This is a genomic window from Mucilaginibacter sp. (genome assembly GCF_035492695.1).
Classification (GTDB): Bacteria; Bacteroidota; Bacteroidia; order Sphingobacteriales; family Sphingobacteriaceae; genus Mucilaginibacter.
Genome location: NZ_DATJJC010000014.1, coordinates 1 through 20,626, shown reverse-complemented (window position 1 = coordinate 20,626; position 20,626 = coordinate 1). Strand labels below are relative to the sequence as shown.

The 20,626-nt window shown below is 47.4% G+C and carries 20 protein-coding genes and 1 pseudogene; 17 read left to right on the top strand and 4 right to left on the bottom strand.

Translation table 11 applies throughout. The annotated features are described in order from the left end of the window. Both VL525_RS09810 and atpC read left to right on the top strand, forming a co-directional pair. Window positions 1-757, top strand: a pseudogene (locus VL525_RS09810) (F0F1 ATP synthase subunit beta); the annotation flags it as partial. Between the two features lie 73 nt (window positions 758-830). Continuing rightward, window positions 831-1,082, top strand: coding sequence for an ATP synthase F1 subunit epsilon (gene atpC, locus VL525_RS09805; RefSeq protein WP_147031633.1), 252 nt, complete (start codon window positions 831-833; stop codon window positions 1,080-1,082). A 199-nt stretch (window positions 1,083-1,281) separates the two neighbouring features. On the opposite strand, the gene VL525_RS09800 is transcribed toward atpC, so the two are convergent. From VL525_RS09800 to VL525_RS09785, 4 genes are all read right to left on the bottom strand, one after another. Beyond that, window positions 1,282-2,124 (bottom strand): hypothetical protein, encoded by an 843-nt coding sequence (locus tag VL525_RS09800; protein ID WP_325385913.1) that lies wholly within the window; start codon window positions 2,122-2,124, stop codon window positions 1,282-1,284. A 66-nt stretch (window positions 2,125-2,190) separates the two neighbouring features. Continuing rightward, window positions 2,191-2,655 carry a DoxX family protein gene (locus VL525_RS09795; RefSeq protein WP_325385911.1) on the bottom strand — a complete coding sequence of 155 codons (465 nt, stop codon included), beginning with the start codon at window positions 2,653-2,655 and terminating at the stop codon, window positions 2,191-2,193. Between the two features lie 20 nt (window positions 2,656-2,675). Further along, entirely contained in the window at window positions 2,676-3,176 is a 501-nt protein-coding gene (locus tag VL525_RS09790) for a hypothetical protein (protein ID WP_325385909.1), read from the bottom strand. An 885-nt stretch (window positions 3,177-4,061) separates the two neighbouring features. Then, window positions 4,062-4,646, bottom strand: a complete 585-nt coding sequence (locus VL525_RS09785; protein ID WP_325385907.1) for a hypothetical protein — start codon at window positions 4,644-4,646, stop codon at window positions 4,062-4,064. Window positions 4,647-4,797: 151 nt separating this feature from the next. Between VL525_RS09785 and VL525_RS09780 the strand changes: the two genes are divergently transcribed. The 15 genes from VL525_RS09780 (at window position 4,798) to ilvA (ending at window position 20,429) form a co-directional block, all read left to right on the top strand. After that, complete coding sequence (locus VL525_RS09780; protein WP_325385905.1) at window positions 4,798-5,358, top strand: YeeE/YedE family protein; 561 nt, start codon at window positions 4,798-4,800, stop codon at window positions 5,356-5,358. 4 nt (window positions 5,359-5,362) lie between these two features. Then, on the top strand, window positions 5,363-5,773 hold the full coding sequence (locus tag VL525_RS09775) for a DUF6691 family protein (protein ID WP_325385903.1): 411 nt from the start codon (window positions 5,363-5,365) through the stop codon (window positions 5,771-5,773). 728 nt (window positions 5,774-6,501) lie between these two features. Continuing rightward, window positions 6,502-8,199 carry a dihydroxy-acid dehydratase gene (ilvD, locus tag VL525_RS09770; RefSeq protein WP_325385901.1) on the top strand — a complete coding sequence of 566 codons (1,698 nt, stop codon included), beginning with the start codon at window positions 6,502-6,504 and terminating at the stop codon, window positions 8,197-8,199. Between the two features lie 98 nt (window positions 8,200-8,297). Further along, window positions 8,298-10,049, top strand: a complete 1,752-nt coding sequence (gene ilvB / locus VL525_RS09765; RefSeq protein WP_325385899.1) for a biosynthetic-type acetolactate synthase large subunit — start codon at window positions 8,298-8,300, stop codon at window positions 10,047-10,049. A 53-nt stretch (window positions 10,050-10,102) separates the two neighbouring features. After that, window positions 10,103-10,705, top strand: a complete 603-nt coding sequence (ilvN, locus tag VL525_RS09760; protein ID WP_325385897.1) for an acetolactate synthase small subunit — start codon at window positions 10,103-10,105, stop codon at window positions 10,703-10,705. A 54-nt stretch (window positions 10,706-10,759) separates the two neighbouring features. Continuing rightward, window positions 10,760-11,338, top strand: a complete 579-nt coding sequence (locus VL525_RS09755; protein WP_325385895.1) for an O-methyltransferase — start codon at window positions 10,760-10,762, stop codon at window positions 11,336-11,338. A gap of 147 nt (window positions 11,339-11,485) precedes the next feature. Beyond that, entirely contained in the window at window positions 11,486-12,544 is a 1,059-nt protein-coding gene (ilvC, locus tag VL525_RS09750; protein WP_325385893.1) for a ketol-acid reductoisomerase, read from the top strand. Between the two features lie 182 nt (window positions 12,545-12,726). Continuing rightward, the gene (gene leuC, locus VL525_RS09745) at window positions 12,727-14,145 is read left to right on the top strand and encodes a 3-isopropylmalate dehydratase large subunit (RefSeq protein ID WP_325385891.1); all 1,419 of its coding nucleotides are present in this window, start codon (window positions 12,727-12,729) and stop codon (window positions 14,143-14,145) included. 47 nt (window positions 14,146-14,192) lie between these two features. Beyond that, window positions 14,193-14,594, top strand: a complete 402-nt coding sequence (locus VL525_RS09740) for a GxxExxY protein (protein ID WP_325385889.1) — start codon at window positions 14,193-14,195, stop codon at window positions 14,592-14,594. A 43-nt stretch (window positions 14,595-14,637) separates the two neighbouring features. Next, window positions 14,638-14,865: an antibiotic biosynthesis monooxygenase gene (locus VL525_RS09735; protein WP_325385887.1), complete on the top strand. Its 228-nt coding sequence runs from the start codon at window positions 14,638-14,640 to the stop codon at window positions 14,863-14,865. A 173-nt stretch (window positions 14,866-15,038) separates the two neighbouring features. Next, a complete protein-coding gene (leuD, locus tag VL525_RS09730) occupies window positions 15,039-15,626 on the top strand; it encodes a 3-isopropylmalate dehydratase small subunit (RefSeq protein ID WP_325385885.1) in 588 nt (195 codons plus the stop codon). Window positions 15,627-15,741: 115 nt separating this feature from the next. Continuing rightward, complete coding sequence (gene leuB / locus VL525_RS09725; RefSeq protein WP_349255463.1) at window positions 15,742-16,806, top strand: 3-isopropylmalate dehydrogenase; 1,065 nt, start codon at window positions 15,742-15,744, stop codon at window positions 16,804-16,806. 83 nt (window positions 16,807-16,889) lie between these two features. After that, window positions 16,890-17,645 (top strand): class I SAM-dependent methyltransferase, encoded by a 756-nt coding sequence (locus VL525_RS09720; protein WP_325385881.1) that lies wholly within the window; start codon window positions 16,890-16,892, stop codon window positions 17,643-17,645. Between the two features lie 164 nt (window positions 17,646-17,809). After that, window positions 17,810-18,973, top strand: a complete 1,164-nt coding sequence (locus tag VL525_RS09715) for a 2-isopropylmalate synthase (protein ID WP_325385879.1) — start codon at window positions 17,810-17,812, stop codon at window positions 18,971-18,973. Window positions 18,974-19,163: 190 nt separating this feature from the next. Continuing rightward, complete coding sequence (gene ilvA, locus VL525_RS09710) at window positions 19,164-20,429, top strand: threonine ammonia-lyase IlvA (RefSeq protein WP_325385877.1); 1,266 nt, start codon at window positions 19,164-19,166, stop codon at window positions 20,427-20,429. Window positions 20,430-20,626 lie beyond the last annotated feature (197 nt).

Here is a 20,626-nt window from a genome sequence, read left to right as displayed (position 1 = left end):
GGCGTTGTCTGGGCTGACCGTCGCTGAATATTTCCGTGATGGTGACGGCACTGGCAAAGGCCGCGACATTCTGTTCTTCGTTGATAACATCTTCCGCTTTACACAGGCAGGTTCCGAAGTATCGGCGTTACTGGGCCGTATGCCTTCGGCGGTAGGTTACCAGCCAACACTGGCAACCGAGATGGGTGGCATGCAGGAGCGTATTACTTCAACAAAACGTGGTTCAATTACTTCTGTACAGGCCGTTTACGTACCTGCGGATGACTTGACTGACCCTGCACCAGCTACAACCTTCGCCCACTTAGATGCTACTACCGTACTTTCGCGTAAGATAGCCGAGTTAGGTATCTATCCTGCGGTTGACCCATTGGATTCAACCTCGCGTATCCTGAGCGCCGCTGTACTGGGCGACGAGCATTACAACTGCGCACAGCGCGTAAAGGAAACTTTGCAGCGCTACAAGGAGCTACAGGATATCATCGCCATTTTGGGTATGGACGAGCTTTCGGAAGAGGATAAGCTGGTGGTATCGCGTGCACGCCGTGTACAGCGTTTCCTGAGCCAGCCGTTCCACGTAGCCGAGCAGTTCACCGGTTTGAAAGGCGTACTGGTTGACATTAAGGACACCATCAAAGGCTTCAACATGATCATGGACGGCGAAGTGGACGAATATCCCGAAGCAGCGTTCAACCTGGTTGGCAGCATTGAAGATGCTATTGAGAAAGGTAAAAAGCTTTTAGCTGAAGCTAACGCATAAAGTGAATGGTGAATGGTCAATAGTGAATAAAAACCATTGACCATTGACTATTGACCATTGACTAATAACAAACATGACTTTAGAGATCCTCACTCCCGATAAAAAAGTTTACGAAGGCGAAGTAACCTCCGTTAGCCTGCCCGGCACCATGGGCGGTTTCGAGATATTGCCGCACCACGCGCCTATCATCTCCACGCTGGAAGATGGCAAGCTAACCGTACGCGGCGGCGGCAAGGAAGAAGTATTTATGATACAGGGCGGCGTGGTGGAAAACCTCAATAACCACATCGTAGTACTGGCCGAAGGCATTACGCCGCGACAGTAACGCAAAATATAACATTGTTTAACAGTAAAGCCTGGGCGAGAAATTGTCCGGGCTTTTTTGTGGGGTGTGGCTGGGGCGATTTATGCCTGCCCGCTGGGCAGGCGGGGTTCATGGTGGATTATGGTTTAGTATTCTAAGGTTAAATTACCAACAAATTTAGAGTTCCTCACAACGAGCAATGAACACTTCTGTCAACAAGCTACAGATCGTCTCTTTCCTTAACGTAATCTTCCAAGACTCTTTCAAATCTAGATCTAAGTAATACAGAATCAGGGTTTCGTGCCTTAATGTAATCATAAAGTTGAGCTTTATTTTCATTAAGGTGCTCTTTCTCCGTCGTTGTCGCGTTCAAGAACTTATTAATATGTCGCTTGATTCTTAAAGAGGAAATTGGCGAAGAAATGGCCCGCTCGGTTTTGATTGTCTCGACATGCATATTAGCATTCCTTATCGAATTTACGTTCGTTTCTAAGTTCCGAATGCTTTTTAACAACTCTGCTAGAATGTCCGCACTAACCTCTTCTTTCACTGGCTTCTTAGTCGTAGACGCCGCTATTTCGGTCTCGGTAATTATCTCTTTTAATTTTTCTTCGAAATCTGGCCAAAACTTCTCAAAAACTTGGTCAAGAATTTCTGTACTGACAGGTTTGGATGTTCTATTATTAATTACATGCATCAATTTTTTGAGGCCCGTTTTATTCGGTTTAGTTTGGTTAAACGCCGATAATGGGCTTAATAATATATCATCAGGTACCAAATCAATTAACAATACATAAATTCGACTCTTTTCTAATCCTTTTGCTAAACCTCCGGCTTCAAATAATATCCATGGTTGGTCTTTATTTTCTTTGGTTAGACAGATGATCCCATTGATTATTTCTGATACTTGTGTTTGGATTGCGTTAAACCAAAGTTCACCATCTTCAATGTTTTGGCTTGATATCCAAGGTTCAACGGATTGTAAAATACAAGGGATCCAACTATTTAAGAGTTCAGCAACTTTTTGGCTACGTAATTTCGACCAACTTAGAAAGACTTTCATGATATTTAATATTTAGATATGTTAAAAACCCGACCTAGCGCGAGTATAAGGGCTTGTATCAATTGTCTAATTATTTTCAAGCTTGCCCTGAATAAATCGGTCAATAGAGTATTTACCACTGCCATAAATAAGAATTGGCACCGCAACACCGAAAAGCAAAATGAAGTATTCAAAGCCCTCGCCTTTCTGTGTACCGTACCAATTCATAAAAAAGCCGTTAGAGAGGTGTACCATAAATACTGCACCTATCATTATTATAATAATGCCAAAGGCCGCGAACCTGCTAAATAATCCAAGAATCAATAAAACAGAGCCGATGCTTTGACCAAGAACTACAAGCACAGCAATAAACATGGGTATGCCCATATGCTGGGTATAATAATTTGTCGAGCCCGTGAATCCATATCCATCGAATAAGCCCAATAATTGCTGTGCCCCATGCGGGAGCATTACAAGACCTAAACTAATTCTCAAAATTGACAGGATAACTGTATCCCGCGTAGCTGCCATGTTATAAATGATCTTTTTCATTTGAGTTGTACTTATAATGGTTAATCAAAAAGGTGTTCCATATCAATGCTTGTAAAGCTTAGCTTAGTCTGCATATGATTTACAAATTTTTTTAAAGCTTTCTTGTCAGTAGAAATCCCCCAATAGCCCCAGGTAACACCATTCTTTTTGCAATGGCCAACCCAAAATCCTACAATATGTCCCCTTGTCGTGCAATACAAGATAGCGCCACCACTAACATTTTCGTTTGGCAGCTTAGATTGCCAGTGACCCGATATGATATTTCCCATTATTTCACCTTTCAATTCATAGTCGAACCCGTGTTCATTATTCAAAGACTTGTAGGTTATTTTCTTCCCCCTTTGGGATATTTTACAACTTTCCCAGGTTTGGGGTGGATTTTGTGTATTGGTATGCCAGACCGCATAATAAGAACCTGCTATCCTTCGCCCCTTGTCTCTTTTGAACCGATATGGTTGAATAACCCATTCGTTAATAAACGGACTTGCTAAACCAATAAGGCCAACTATAAAACTTAGCATGTTTATACTCATACGCAATAGCATTAAAGAGGGGATGTTATGTCATAAACCTACATATAACAGGGTAAAAATCATATAGCTTGATAGTGGACTGATTAACAAGCCTTTAAAGAATGTAGCCTAATTTAATGTAGTGGCCTTTTAGAAATAAAAAATGGGTTTTTACACCCATCAAATACCGTGAAAACACCCTCAAACCTAGAGCGAGTATAAGGGCAGGCCTGCTGTCCGAAGTCTCCAGACTTCGGACGATTATGCATGTAGTTTTTAACTACATATATACTAAAACCCGTTGCTATTGCACGCGCATGTCTACGTCCATCGTGTACCATCGCAAACCCATCACCACTTTCCACCCAACCCAAACTCCAATACACCAAGCCTATTAACGCACAAAAAAAACAGCATTTTGCTTTATCTTGCCGTTTGTTGCTTCAAAGCGGTATTGCTGGCTTTTATTGCACCCAAAATGCCTGTTGTGAGCTTTCCGTAAGTCACTGTATATCAATTCGAAAGCAACGCGGATGTTCACCAGGGTAACTGGAACTACACTAAGGCAGGTATTAGTGTATAATCTATATAACTGGTAATGTGCCCTTTACGCCATAGCGGCGTCCCACCGACGGTATTGGCGAGGATGCTTCGTGTTTCGGCAGGGTTTACCAAAAGATGATGGTTAACACCTTTCGGGGGAGTTTTGAAATAACATACTGACAATCAGTTCATTAATTGGTTTCACCCATAAAAAAGTGTAAACCATGTTAACCCTCTTTAAGTCCTGAGTTCTGAGTCCTTAGTCTTAAGTCATACCCCGGCTCAAGACTCCTGTCTGCCGCCCATCAGGTCGACCTCAGACTTCCGACCTCCGACTTCAGACTTCTCTCCTCAATCCTCCTGCGAACCCTCGGGCAGCCACTTGGTGCCGTCCTTATAATAGATACCGGCAACCGAGGCCTTGCCGCGCAAACCGCTCGGCGCGTTTATCTCCCACGAATAGCTCCCCGTGCGGCCCTTCGCCAGTTCCTTTTTCGCCATCCCGGCCGAGCTGCCAATGGCCTTGCCTGCTTTGTTATACACCGTCCACGCCAGCTTAACCGAAGCTATCTTTTTGGCCGAAACATTTTTGAGTGTTATTATTATGGCTTTCCCCCCGCGCAGGTCGTTTACCACGGCACAGGTTTTTATTGAAGCGGGGCATGGCCCGTACGATTTGACGGTGCGCGCCACCTGGTGCCCGGCGGCATAGGCCGTGCTGTCCTCGGCGCGCTTCATCATCTCCAGCGCCATTTTGCGGGCTTTGTTGTGGAGTTCGATACTATCTGCGCGGCGTTTCAGCGCCGCATCGGGCTGCGGCTGGTTACACGAATATAAAAGGCAAAGCGCCGCCGCAAAAATTGTGACATAGGATTTGATCATAGCGCCCGAAAATAGCGAATAGCCCCAACCCGCCTTTGCACAGGTTTTCAACATATCAACGTTGGGGGAATTGGTGATTGGTTAATTGGTGATTGGTTAACCGGTTATTGGGAAGCGGGGACTGAACTGAGCCAACCCGCTTTTCTGTAACTTCGCACAAGCGTCGCCGTAAAAGCAACGGCACTTTAACGAACAACCGCAATTGATGGAATTGATAAAACACCCCTGGCCCTGGTACATTGCCGGGCCGCTCATCGGCCTGATGGTACCCGCCATGTTGCTGCTGGGCAATAAACCGTTCGGCATATCGTCGTCGCTGCGGCATATTTGCGCGGCCTGTGTACCCGCACGCCTCCCCTTTTTCAAATACGACTGGAAAAGCGAAAGCTGGAACCTGGTTTTTGTGGCAGGGGTTGTCATCGGGGGTTTTATAGCGGCGCACCTGCTTTCGCAGCCCGCCCCGGTGAACATCAACCCCAAAACCACCGCAATACTACAGCAGCAGGGTATAAAGGATTTCAGCGGGTTGCTGCCCGGCGATATCTTCAACTTTGGTGCACTGCTAACGCTGCGCGGCTTTGTATTTATTGTGGTTGGCGGCTTTATGGTCGGCTTTGGCACCCGTTACGCGGACGGCTGCACGTCGGGGCATTCTATTTTTGGCATCTCTACCCTGCAATGGCCGTCGGTAATTGCTACCTGCTGCTTTATGATAGGCGGTTTCATTACTACCTGGCTGCTGCTGCCTTACTTACTTAAACTGTAACGACGTGAAGAACATAAAATTTTTGCTTATAGGCATCGTATTTGGCATTATCCTGGTAAAATCCGAGGTTATATCGTGGTTCCGCATACAGGAGATGTTCCGCCTGCAGGGCTTTCACATGTATGGTGTCATAGGCAGCGCTATAGCGGTAGGCATGGTATCGGTAATACTCATTAAGCGCTTCAAAATAAAAACCATTAGCGGTCAGGATGTTGCTATCCCCAAAAAACAATTCAGCTGGGGCAACGTCATCGGCGGACTCATTTTCGGCCTTGGCTGGGGAATCACCGGCGCCTGTCCGGGTCCGCTTTACGCCGAGATCGGCAGCGGCTTCCTGGTCATTAGTATCACCCTCCTCAGCGCTATCTTCGGCACCTGGGTGTACGGCGCCGTAAGGGGCAAACTGCCTCACTGAACACGATCTTTGGAATTTTTTGCCTGAACCAGAATTCAAGCATTACCAGGATTTATGGCAAGAAGCGGTTGCTTCGTTAAAGACAATTTTCTGGTAAAACGCACTTTAGTCCGATGGCACCGGTCTCAAAATAATCCTTGCAACTCCCCCTCTAACCCCGTACCTTGCATCCAAAGGAAAAAAATATTGATAAAGCAGATGTCGGCTTACAATAAAACAGGGTACAAAAACGAGGTTAATAACATTAACCCGCTTTGCGCTGTCGTTGTAATTTTGAACACCCGGATTATTGTGCTGCCCGAAAAGAGCCCGCACCGGTAAAGGATATAAAACCTGTTTTTAGAAACGTCCGGGCGAGCACATCACCCGGACGTTTTTTTTGCAGGATTTTTACCGTCGCATGCCCATTTCGGGCAGAAAATCGAGACATTGCTATGCATGCATAAAATACATACCGAAAACCGTTTTTAACTTTGGTATAGTATGATAATAATTTTATTCTGATATTTGATATAAATTCAGAATAAATAAAATATAAAATCAGAATAACAAAATAAAATATCGAATAGAAAATATTTTTTTGAACTATTGCGCCTTGGAACGGGCGTAGGTAACTTAGGAATAGTTGAACGGGTTGTATTTGTGATAGCAGTTAAGGCAGTTTGAAACGCTGCAAAAACCAACCAATATAACCCTTACAACTTCTGCAACTAATACAACTTATAAAAATGGATACTACCACCGCTACCGAACTGAACAAATACAGCAAGCACCTCACCAGCGACCCAACACAACCGGCCGCACAGGCCATGCTTTACGGCATCGGGCTGACAGACGACGACATGAAAAAGGCACAGGTAGGCGTGGCCAGTATGGGTTACGACGGCAATACCTGCAACATGCACCTGAACGACCTGGCAAAGCTGGTTAAGGAAGGTATTTGGGAAGAAAGCCTGGTGGGCCTGATATTCAACACCATCGGCGTGAGCGACGGTATGAGCATGGGCACCGAGGGTATGCGTTACTCGCTGGTGAGCCGCGATGTAATAGCTGATTCGATAGAGGCAGTTTGCGGTGCGCAATATTACGACGGGCTGATAACCCTGCCCGGCTGTGATAAAAACATGCCTGGCTCGGTAATGGCCATGGCACGATTGAACCGCCCCTCTATCATGATATACGGTGGCACCATCAAACCCGGTCATTATAAAGGCGAGGGCCTAAACATCGTTTCGGCGTTCGAGGCCCTGGGCCAGAAGATAGCCGGCAACATCACGCCCGAAGATTTTATGGGTGTGGTAAAAAATGCCTGCCCAAGCGCCGGTGCCTGCGGCGGTATCTATACGGCCAATACCATGGCCTCCGCTATCGAGGCTTTGGGCATGAGCCTGCCCTACAGCAGCAGCAACCCCGCACTAAGCGAAGAGAAGAAACAGGAATGCCGCGACGCCGGCAAAGCCATCAAAATATTGTTAGAGCGCGACATTAAGCCCTCCGACATCATGACCCGAGCAGCTTTTGAAAATGCTATTGTCACTATCATGGTTTTGGGCGGATCGACCAACGCGGTACTGCATTTGATAGCCATGGCAAAAAGCATGGGCATCAAACTGACGCAGGACGATTTCCAGTCGGTAAGTAACCGCATACCCGTACTGGCCGATATGAAGCCAAGCGGCAAATACGTTATGGAGGATCTGCATAACGTAGGCGGCGTGCCTGCGGTAATGAAATACCTGTTGAAATTAGGCTGGCTTGATGGCAGCTGCCTAACCGTTACCGGGAAAACCTTAGCCGAAAACCTAGAAAGTGTCCCCGACCTGGATTTTGGCACTCAAAAAGTAATTATGCCGGCTGAAAAGCCTATTAAAGCTACAGGCCACTTACAGATATTATACGGCAACCTGGCAACAGGCGGCTCGGTAGCAAAAATATCAGGCAAAGAGGGCGAACGCTTTGAAGGCCCTGCCCGTGTGTTCGACGGAGAGTTCGAACTGATCCACGGTATCGAAAGCGGACATGTCCGTGCCGGCGATGTGGTGGTTATCCGCAACATCGGCCCAAAAGGCGCACCGGGCATGCCCGAAATGCTAAAACCAACCTCCGCCATTTTCGGCGCCGGGCTTGGCGCTTCGGTGGCTTTGATCACGGATGGCCGGTTTTCGGGGGGCACGCACGGCTTCGTCGTCGGTCACATTACTCCCGAAGCGTATGACGGGGGTAATATCGGTATCGTAAAAGACGATGATATGATCGAAATAGACGCCATCAACAATACCATCAACCTGAAAATATCGGATGCGGAGCTGGCCCAACGCAAAAGCGAATGGAAACAGCCGGAACTGAAGGCGAAAAAGGGATTATTGTACAAGTACGCAAAAACCGTTAGTACAGCTGCAGAAGGTTGTGTAACGGATGAGTGTTAGCCCCGCAGGGGCGTTGAAAAGTTTAAATGTTGTAAAGTTGGAAGGTTAGATCCAGGACAAATAAATCCGAAATCGAACATCCGAAATTAAATAGAGATATGGAAGTTGCACAACAGACAATCGGTGAGATAAAATCACAACCGTCAGAATCAAAGCCAGCGGTTGAAGTTTCAGGTTCGGTAGCCTTATTGGAGGCGCTGATAACCGAAGGCGTTGATACAATATTCGGGTATCCGGGGGGCGCTATTATGCCCATCTATGATGCCTTGTATGATTATAGTGATAAATTACAGCATATCCTGGTCCGTCATGAGCAGGGTGGCATCCACGCGGGACAAGGCTATGCACGCACATCGGGTAAGGTGGGCGTGGTATTTGCTACCAGTGGTCCGGGCGCTACCAACCTGGTAACCGGTTTGGCTGATGCACAGATAGACAGCACACCTTTGGTTTGTATCACCGGCCAGGTGTTTGCGCACCTTTTGGGTACCGACGCTTTCCAGGAAACAGACGTGATCAACATCACTACCCCTGTTACCAAATGGAACTACCAGGTAACTGACGCTAACGAGTTGCCCGAAGTGATTGCGAAGGCATTCTACATTGCCCGCAGCGGTCGCCCCGGACCGGTTTTGATCGATATTACCAAAAACGCGCAGATACAGAAATTTCAGTTTAAAGGTTATACGCCTTGTAACCATATCCGCAGTTACAGGCCAAAGCCTATTGTTCGCCAGCAATATATACAACAGGCGGCCGAGCTCGTCAATTCGGCAAAAAAACCGTTCATCCTGTTTGGTCAGGGCGTAATATTGGGCGGAGCCGAAAAAGAATTCCAGGCTTTCGTCGAGAAATCAGGCATTCCCGCAGCATGGACTGTTTTAGGCGCAGGCGCTATCCCTACCGATCACCCGCTGAACGTAGGTATGCTGGGTATGCACGGCAATTACGGCCCTAACGTACTGACCAATTCATGCGATGTACTTATCGCCATCGGTATGCGTTTTGACGACCGGGTTACGGGCCGATTGGATAAATATGCCAAGCAGGCTAAGGTAGTCCATTTGGATATCGACCCGGCCGAGATCGATAAGAATGTAAAAAGCACCGTTCCGGTTTGGGGCGATTGCAAAGAGACGTTGCCCTTGCTTACGGCTGCTATTCAACAGAAAACATACCCTGAATGGCTGCAGCAATTTCATGACCATACCAAACAGGAAGTGGATCAGGTTATTCAAAAGGAACTAAACCCCACCACGGACGAAATGACCATGGGCGAGGTGATCAAACAACTGAACGAGATCACCAAAGGCGAGGCAGTTATCGTAACCGACGTAGGCCAGCATCAGATGGTGGCCTGTCGTTATGCCAAATTTAACAACACCCGCAGCAACGTAACCAGCGGAGGTTTGGGTACCATGGGCTTTGCCTTGCCGGCTGCTGTGGGCGCCAAATTCGGTGCGCCGGATAAAACCATTGTAGCCATTATCGGCGATGGCGGCTTCCAGATGACCCTGCAGGAACTGGGTACCATTATGCAGGATAACGTTGATGTGAAGATCATCATCTTGAACAATCGTTTCCTGGGCATGGTTCGCCAATGGCAGGAGCTGTTTAACGAACGCCGCTATTCCTTTGTGGATATGCAGAGCCCGAACTTCGTAGCGCTGGCCGCTGCTTACGGCATCAGTGGTAAATCAATTTCGGACCGTAAGGACTTGCCGGGCACTTTACATGAAATGCTGAACCACAAGGGCGCATACCTTTTGGAAGTAATGGTAACCAAGGAGAACAACGTGTTCCCGATGGTACCGCAGGGTTGCAGCGTTGCAGAGATAAGATTAAAATAAAGCCTCACCCCAAACCCCTCTCCAAAAGAGAGGGGCTTTATAAAGGATAAAAAATGGAACAACAAGAGGGTAAACAGGAATTTAACATCACGGTATATACCGAGAACCAGATAGGCTTGCTTAACCGCATAGCCATCATATTTACACGCCGTAAGATCAATATCGACAGCCTGAATACATCGCCGTCGGAAGTGGATAGTATTCACCGCTTCAATATTGTCATCACTGAAACAGAGGATGTAGTGCGCAAACTTTGCCGCCAGATAGAGAAGCAGGTGGAAGTGTTAAAGGTTTATTACCATACCAACGAGGACGTCATCTGGCAGGAACTGGCCCTGTATAAATTATCGACCGACGTTATCGCTGAGAAGGTGAGCGTTGAGCGTTTACTGCGCGAAAACGGCGCCCGTGCTGTTGTTATCCGCAAGGATTATACAGTATTTGAAGCAACTGGTCACCGCGAAGAAACGGACAACCTTATCAATATCTTACAGCCCTACGGCCTGATAGAATTTGTACGCAGCGCCAGGGTAGCCATTATAAAAGACAGCGAAGGCTTCAACTCCAAACTCCGCGAGTTTGAGCGTTTGGAACCGGGTGAAGATGTAATAGAGAACGAATTTTTAAACGACGGGGATAAAGTGTTCACGATGTGAGGAAGTGAACGGTGAATAGTGAGTAGTGAATCGATGTAATCATAAATAAAATCAGTGGAATCAACAGTAATCCAAACCCACCCCAAAGCCTACGATAGCATTAAAAAAGCTACCGAGGCATTGGGCTTTTTGCAGATGTCGGAAATATCGACGTGTTCGCTGCTGAAGACGCTGGCTGCATCAAAGCCGTCGGGTGAGTTTTTGGAACTGGGTACAGGCACAGGGTTGGCAACAGCCTGGATACTGGATGGGATGGATGAAGAGTCAACCCTGATATCATTGGATAACGATGAAACGTTATTGAATGTGGCCAAGGAAAATTTAGGTGTCGACAGGCGTCTGAAACTGATCTGTACCGATGGTAACGAATGGATAAAGAACAATGCAAAAATGAAGTTCAGCTTTATTTTTGCGGATACCTGGCCGGGCAAATACCTGATGCTGGAAGAAACTTTAGGCATGCTGGCCCCGGGCGGATTTTATATTATCGACGATATGCTGCCCCAATCCAACTGGCCCGATGGTCATGCAGATAAAGTGGCAAATTTATTAGCAATTTTGGATAACCGGGAAGACCTGGCAGTAACCAAAATGGGCTGGGCGTCGGGCATTGTGCTGGTGGTGAAGAAATAGAGTTGTAATGTTGAAAGGTTGTAAAGTTGTAATGTTAAAATGACTTAATGACCAATGACTAATGACCAAAAATGAACAAGTAAACAAATGAACCAATAAAACCGGTGTAATCAAACAAACACCGGTGTAATCAATAAAAGCAAAACAATGGCAAAACTAAATTTCGGCGGCACTGAAGAGAACGTAGTAACCCGCGAAGAGTTTCCTTTAGCAAAGGCACAGGAAGTATTAAAGAACGAAACTGTAGCTGTTATCGGCTATGGCGTTCAGGGTCCCGGTCAGGCGCTCAATCAAAAAGACAACGGTATCAACGTAATTGTTGGTCAGCGTAAAAATTCAAAAACCTGGGATAAAGCGGTAGCCGACGGCTTCGTACCGGGCGAAACCCTTTTTGAGATTGAAGAAGCGTTGGAACGCGGTACCATTATTTGCTACCTGCTGAGCGATGCCGCACAAATAGAATTGTGGCCAACTGTTAAAAAACATTTGACCGCCGGCAAGGCACTGTACTTCTCTCATGGTTTCGGTATCACCTTTAAAGAGCAAACCGGCATTATCCCTCCTGCTGATGTGGATGTGTTCCTGGTAGCTCCAAAAGGCTCGGGCACATCGCTGCGCCGCATGTTCCTGCAGGGCCGTGGCTTAAATTCAAGCTACGCCATCTTCCAGGATGCAACCGGCAAAGCTAAGGACAGGGTTATCGCTTTAGGTATTGCTGTAGGCAGCGGTTATTTGTTCGAAACTGATTTCCGCAAGGAAGTATTCAGCGACTTAACCGGCGAACGTGGTACGCTGATGGGCTGTATCCAGGGTGTATTTGCCGCTCAGTACGATGTGTTGCGCAGCAAGGGCCACTCGCCTTCAGAAGCATTCAACGAAACAGTTGAAGAACTAACCCAATCGCTGATGCCATTGGTAGCTGAAAATGGCATGGACTGGATGTACGCCAATTGCTCAACCACCGCACAGCGCGGAGCTTTGGACTGGTGGAAGAAGTTCCGCGATGCGACCAAACCGGTATTTGAAGAATTATACAACAGCGTGGCAACCGGCAAAGAATCACAGCGTTCTATCGACTCGAACAGCCAGCCGGATTACCGCGTGAAACTGGATGCCGAACTGAAAGAACTGCGTGAAAGCGAAATGTGGCAGGCAGGCAAAACTGTACGCAGTTTAAGGCCTGAAAACCAGGTAGTGGAAGCATAATTGAGGCGAAAGCTGAAAGGATAAAGGCGAAAGCTAAAAAACAATTGTCATTGCGAGGAGGTACGACGAAGCAACCTCTTCGCCAACACTAACGAAGAGGTTGCCGCGCTATCGCTCGCAATGACATAATGAATATAATCGGTGTAATCACTTAAAACATCGGTGTAATCAATTAAAAAAATATGAGCAAGACGTTATTTGATAAAATCTGGGATGCGCACGTGGTAACCAGCAATGAAGGTTTCCCGGATGTACTGTACATCGATACACAGTTTATTCACGAAGTGACAAGTCCGCAGGCATTTGATGGTTTGCGTAAGGCGGGCCGTAAAGTTTTGCGCCCGAAACAAACCGTAGCCACTGCCGACCATAACGTGCCTACCTGGGATCAGCATTTGCCGATCAAGGAAGAGCTTTCGCGTTACCAGGTGGATATGCTGGGCAAAAACTGTAAGGAATTCGGTATCGAATTCTATGGTTTGGGTCACCCTTACCAGGGTATTGTGCACATCATAGGTCCGGAATTGGGTATTACCCGCCCGGGCGGTACTTACGTTTGCGGCGACAGCCATACCTCGACACATGGCGCTTTTGGTGCTATCGCATTCGGTATCGGCACCTCGCAGGTAGAGCAGGTTCTGGCTACGCAATGTTTACTTCAAAGCCGTCCGAAAAGGATGAAGATAGAAGTGAACGGCAAGCTGCAGTTTGGTGTTGGCGCAAAGGATATTATCCTGTACATCATCAGCCAGATAACGGCTGCAGGCGGAACAGGTTACGCGGTAGAATACGCCGGCGATACCATTCGCTCGTTAAGCATGGAAGGACGCATGACCATCTGTAACATGAGCATTGAAATGGGTGCCCGTTGCGGTTTGATCGCTCCTGATGAAACCACATTCAATTATGTAAAAGGCCGCGAATTTGCCCCTAAAGGTGAAGAGTGGGATAAGGCACTGGCTTACTGGAAAACTTTGTATTCTGATGAAGATGCACAGTTCGATAAAGTATTAAGCTTTAAAGCGGAAGACATTGAGCCGATGATCACCTACGGAACCAATCCGGGTATGGGTATTGGGGTAACGCAGCACGTGCCTTCTACAAAAGACATTGACGCTACTGAGCAGCTTTCGTACGCCAACTCATTGAAATACATGGGTCTGCATGACGACCAAAGCATGCTGGGTAAAGAGATAGATTATGTATTTATCGGCAGCTGTACCAACGCCCGCATCGAGGATCTGCGCCAGGTGGCCGGTTTCCTAAAAGGCAGGAAGAAGGCTGACAACGTTACGGTTTGGGTTGTTCCCGGTTCAAAACAGGTGGAACAGCAAGCTATTGCCGAAGGTTTGGATAAAGTATTTGAAGCCGCCGGCATTCCATTACGCGAACCGGGATGCAGCGCCTGCCTGGCGATGAACGAGGACAAGATACCCGCAGGTAAATACTGCGTATCCACATCCAACAGGAACTTTGAAGGACGCCAGGGGCCGAATTCAAGAACCTTTTTGGCAAGCCCTTTAACGGCAGCTGCTGCTGCGGTGACTGGGAAGATAACGGATATAAGAGAATTATTGAAGGAAGAAGAATTGGTAAGCTAATTGTCTGAATCAGAATTTGCAGAATTAGGGAATTAACAGAATAGACATTGGAAAAAGACGAACTTACTTATAAAGTAATTGGTTGTGCAATGAAAGTGCATAACACTTTAGGCAATGGTTTTCAGGAAGTAATTTACCAAAGGTGTTTAGCTATCGAACTTGTAAAAGCCGGTATAGGCTTTACTAGAGAACAAGAGCACACGATATTTTATGATGGCATCGACGTTGGAACCAGGCGCGCTGATTTTGTTGTTGAGGAGAGAATATCTGTAGAATTAAAAGCAATTATAAATCTTGAAGATGTCCATTTAGCACAAGCTAAAAATTATACAGTGGCTTATGATTTCCCATTAGGGTTACTAATAAACTTTGGGAGTCAAAGTCTTCAGTACAAATTAATTTTCAATCCAAAATACAACATCAAGATTGACAACTTAAACAACAACTAAATATTCTGAAAATTTTAAAATTCTGAAAATTCTGATTCAGACAATGACAAATAAAATGATACTCGAAGTAGCCATACTCAATGTAATACCCGGATCGGAGAACGATTTTCTGTCGGCTTTTTCAAAAGCGCAGCATATCATTTCGAAGATGACGGGCTACATTTCGCATCAGCTAAAAAGATGCCTGGAAAATTCCAGCCGTTTTATTCTGCTGGTCGAATGGCAAAAATTAGAGGATCATACTGAAGGCTTCAGGGGTTCGGCAGCATAACAGGAATGGAAAGGATTATTACATCACTTTTATGATCCGTTCCCAACTGTTGAACACTATGAGGAGCTGAGAGGATAAAGATAAAAGGCGAAAGGTAAAAATGCCTGATGCCAAATAACCAATGACAATAAAATCGGTGTGGTCAAAACTACATCGGTGTAATCAAAATAAAGATGGCAACTAAAATATTTAAACATGTACAAAGCACCGTGGTGCCGCTGCCGATAGAGAATATCGATACGGACCAGATCATCCCGGCACGTTTTTTAAAGGCCACCACCCGCGAAGGGTTCGGCAATAACCTGTTTCGCGACTGGCGCTTTGACGGCGAGGACAATCCAAAGGATTTCGTGCTTAATCATCCCACCTATTCGGGTAAGGTACTGGTAGCCGGTAAAAATTTCGGCTGCGGAAGCAGTCGCGAACACGCCGCCTGGGCCATTGTCGATTACGGTTTCGACGTGGTTGTAAGCAGTTTTTTTGCCGACATTTTCAAAGGTAATGCCTTGAACAACGGCCTGCTGCCTGTACAGGTAAGTGATGCCTTCCTGGCTAAAATATTCGACGCAGTTTATGCTGATGCACATGCCGAAATAGAAGTTGACCTGGAAAATCAGTACATCAGAATATCATCGACCGGCGAACAGGAAAGTTTCGAGATCAACCCTTACAAAAAGGCATGCCTCACCAACGGCTACGATGATATCGACTACATCCTGAGCAAAAAGGAACTGATAGAGGAATTTGAAAGTACACGATAAGTCATCCTGAACTTGTTTCAGGATCTCACAGTACATGCCGCATGCTTAGCAGGCGGTTATTTGCAAGTGGGATGCCGAAACAAGTTCGGCATGACATTTATAAAATAAAATGGCAATTAACAAAAATATATTAGTAATACCCGGCGATGGGATCGGCCCTGAGGTAACAACCTGGGGTAAGGCTGTGCTGGAAAAAGTAGGCGCGATATACGGGCACACCTTCTCGTTTGACGAGGGCCTGATGGGTCACGTAGCAATTGAAGCTACCGGCACTTCGCTGCCTGACGACACTTTGGCCAAAGCCAAGGCCAGCGACGCGATCCTTTTCGGCGCGGTTGGTCATATCAAATATGACAACGATCCGTCCGCCAAAGTTCGCCCTGAACAGGGGTTATTGAAGATCCGTAAGGAACTGGGCCTGTACGCCAACCTGCGCCCCATCATGCTGTTTGATGAGCTGCTGAATGCATCGAGCCTGAAACCGGAGATACTGAAAGGCACGGACATCCTGTTCTTCCGCGAACTGACCGGCGACGTTTATTTCGGCGAAAAGACCAGGGGTGACGGATTCTCGTCCGACCTGATGATCTACCACAAATACGAGGTAGAACGCATCGCTAAAAAAGCTTATGAGGCAGCTATGGTACGCGGTAAAAAACTGTGCTCGGTAGATAAAGCCAACGTGCTGGAGACCTCCCGCCTGTGGCGCGAAGTGATACAGGATGTTGCCAAACAATACCCGGAAGTTGAAACGGAACACATGTTTATCGATAACGCGGCCATGCAACTGGTGAAGAACCCGAAGAAATTCGACGTAGTTGTAACTGCCAACCTGTTCGGTGATATCCTGACTGACGAAGCTTCACAGATAGCAGGTTCTATGGGTATGCTGGCATCGGCCTCTATAGGCGATGGTACCGGGTTCTTTGAGCCTATCCACGGTTCGGCACATGATATTGCCGGTCAGGATAAAGCTAACCCGCTGGCCTCTATCCTATCCGTGGCGCTGATGTATGAGATTGCATTCGGCCTGAAAGAAGAAGCCAAGCGCATCACCGACGCGATAGACAAAACATTAAAAGCAGGCTACCGCACCGGCGACATTGCGGATAGCACAACAGATAAAGCAAAAATATTAGGCACCAAAGCCATGGGCGAAAAAGTGCTGGAGTTTATTTAATTGAAATGTTGTAAGGTTGAAAAGTTGTAAGGTTTGACGAAATGGCCTAATGACTTAATGCCCCAATGACTAATGATCAAAGAATGAAATGGAACGCTAATCTGTACGACGACAAACATTCTTTCGTATTCCAATACGGAGAGGGTGTGCTGGAGTTGCTGGAGGTGAAGCCCGGCGAGCGTGTCCTTGACCTGGGTTGCGGCACTGGTCATCTGGCCAAAAAAATACAGGAACATGGCGCGGAGGTTATCGGTATCGATGCCTCGCCGGAGATGATCGCGCAAGCAAAGGAAAACTACCCTGACTTAGATTTTAGTGTTGCCAATGGCGCTGATTTTAGTTTTGACGAACCTTTTGATGCGGTGTTTACCAATGCTACTTTACACTGGATACACGATGCCGATGGCGTGATCAATAGCGTGTTCAACGCACTTAAACCCCGTGGCCGTTTCGTGGGCGAATTTGGCGGGAAGGGCAATAACCGGCTAATGTTAGCTGCCACGGAAACCGTGCTCAGAAAGCATGGCTATGTTAAAGGCGACTTCATCCACCCCTGGTATTATCCATCCACAGCGGAATATGCTACCAGGCTGGAAGCCGGTGGTTTCAGGGTGACTTTCGCCACGCATTTCGACCGCCAGACACTGTTACAGGATGGTCGCGACGGCATGGCTAAATGGTTCAATATGTTCGGCTCGTCTATTTTCAAAGATGTGCCGGCTGCTGAGCTCCCGGAAATATTAAATGAAATTACCGACCTGCTGCAACCCACCAACGAAATAGATGGTGAGTGGTATGCGGATTATAAAAGACTGCGATTTATCGCCGTGAAGGAATGAGGTGAAAGGATAAAGGTGAAAGGTAAAAGGTTTTTGTTGGAATGTTGTAAGGTTGAACCAAATCAAAAATGACCTGATCCCCTAATGACCAATGCCAAATGAGTAATTACAATCAATAATCGGTGTAATCAAAAAAACATCGGTGCAATCAAAAAAATAAAATTATGCTACACGATCCCAACCGCGTTTATGTTTTTGATACCACGCTTCGCGATGGCGAGCAGGTACCGGGCTGCCAGCTGACAACCCCTGAAAAGATAGAGATAGCCCGCGAGCTTGAAGCGCTGGGCGTCGACATTATTGAGGCCGGGTTCCCTATATCCAGTCCCGGCGATTTCCAGAGCGTGGTGGAAATATCCAAAGCCGTAACGGAACCTACCGTTTGCGCGCTTACGCGTGCCAATAAAGGCGATATCGACTCGGCCATCGAGGCGTTGAAATACGCCAAAAGACCACGCATACATACCGGTATTGGCTCGTCGGATATGCACATTAAATACAAATTCAACAGTACCCGCGAGGAAATACTGGAGCGTGCCGTCGAGGCCGTTAAATATGCCAAGCGTGCTGTGGAAGATATCGAGTTTTATGCCGAAGATGCCGGCAGGGCTGATATTGAATATTTGGCAAAGATGGTGGAAGCGGTCATTGCGGCAGGCGCCACCGTCGTCAATATTCCCGACACCAACGGTTACTGCCTGCCCAACCAATACGGTGACAAAATTCGCTTCCTTAAAGAGAACGTAAAAAACATCGACAAGGCTATTATCTCCGTCCACTGTCATAACGATCTCGGACTGGCCACTGCTAATTCCATCCAGGGTTTAGCCAATGGCGCCCGCCAGATAGAAGGCACCATTAACGGCATCGGCGAACGCGCCGGCAACACTTCCATCGAGGAGGTGGTTATGATCCTTAAAACGCACCACAGCCTGGGGCTGCACACGAACATACAAACGCAACGCATTTATGATATCAGCCGCATGGTAAGCACGCAAATGCGTATGCCTGTGCAGCCAAACAAGGCTATTGTGGGCAGCAATGCCTTCGCCCATAGCTCGGGCATCCACCAGGATGGTTTCCTGAAAATGCGTGAGAATTACGAGATCATCAAACCGGCAGATGTAGGTTTCCCAAATGCCAGTATTGTGCTTACCGCCCGCAGCGGCAGGGCGGCGCTTAATCACCACCTGGAACGCCTGGGCTACAAATTGGACAAGGAAGAATTAGCCGAAGCCTACCATCGTTTCTTAACCCTGGCTGATAACAAACTGGACATCCAGGACGAAGACCTGCACGGGTTAGTGGCGCAGAAGCTGGTTAAGTAGTAGCCTTGCCCCGGCCCTCTCCAAAGGAGAGGGGGATATAAAAAGCTAATATTCATTATTCGAGCCCTTCTCTATAGCGAGGATTAGAAGGAAAGCAGCCTTCCACCCATCATAGACACAAAACACAACCCGGAATTAAAAATCCCTCTCCTTTGGAGAGGGGTTTAGGGTGAGGCGGACCACCAAACACATGGACACAGTGAGCACGGAAAAACTAACCCTTATCGCTACCGGCGTTGTAGCGGCCTATCAGCGTTTAAAAGGCATTGTAAAGCATACTCCGCTTGAATATAATGCCCGGCTGTCCGAACGGTACGACTGCCAGGTATACCTGAAGCGCGAGGATATGCAGATCGTTCGATCCTACAAACTGCGCGGTGCTTATAACATGATCAGTCAGCTTAGCGCCGAACAGCATAGCCGCGGCGTGGTTTGCGCCAGTGCGGGCAATCACGCGCAGGGTTTTGCCTATTCCTGCAAAAACATCAATATCAAAGGCGTTATTTTTATGCCGCGCATTACGCCCCGGCAAAAGATCAAGCAAACCGAAATGTTTGGCGATGGCAATATCGAGATCATCCTGGTTGGAGATACGTTCGACGATTGCCTGAAAGAGGCCCTGGCCTATACCGAAGCCAACGGCATGACCTTCGTGCCGCCCTTTGATAATTTAGAAGTTATTGCCGGACAGGGAACTGTCGGGCTGGAAATACTGAACGACCTGCCCGATGTAGAAGCGGTTATTATGCCTGTCGGCGGCGGCGGACTATCGGCCGGCGTAGGCAGCTATTTAAAGCAGCACCGCCCGGGTATCCTGCTGGCAGGTGTCGAGCCGGAAGGTGCGCCATCCATGCTTCGCGCCTTTGAAAACGGCGGACCCATAACCCTGCCGCAGATCGACCGCTTTGTGGATGGCGCGGCGGTAAAACGTGCCGGCGAGCTTACCTATCCCATCTGCCGCGAAGTTTTGGACGATATGCTGCTGGTACCCGAAGGCAAAGTTTGCACCACCATTCTGAAACTATATAACGAAGACGCCATCGTGGTAGAACCTGCCGGTGCGCTATCTGTAGCCGTACTCGACCTGTACCGCGACCGGATCAAAGGCAAAAAGGTAGTTTGCATCATCAGCGGGGGCAATAACGATATCGACCGCATGGCTGAGATCAAGGAGAAATCCTTATTATATGAGGGACTAAAGCATTATTTTATCGTCCGTTTTCCGCAGCGGCCGGGCGCTTTAAAGCTGTTTGTTAACAACGTGCTTGGTCCGGATGATGATATCACCCGATTTGAATTCATCAAGAAAACCGAAAAGGAACGCGGTCCGGCGCTGGTAGGTATCGAGCTTAAAGCAGCCGAGGATTATACTGCCCTGCTGCAGCGTATGGAGGAATACCAATTCGATGTTATCGAGATCAACAGGGATCAGACGCTGTTTGAGTATTTGGTATAGTGTGCAGATTACAATTGTCTTGACAATGATTCCGCCCCGCTCAATTGCCGCGGGGGCTGTTACTTTTGTCGCGACAAAAGTAACCAAAAACGCTGTCAGCGCTAATGGTTTCTTTGCCGCACGGGCCTTATCCGCACAATAAAACAGAACCTAAGGCCGGAAATCTTCGCCCGGGCTACCTTGCAGCTTTATTACCC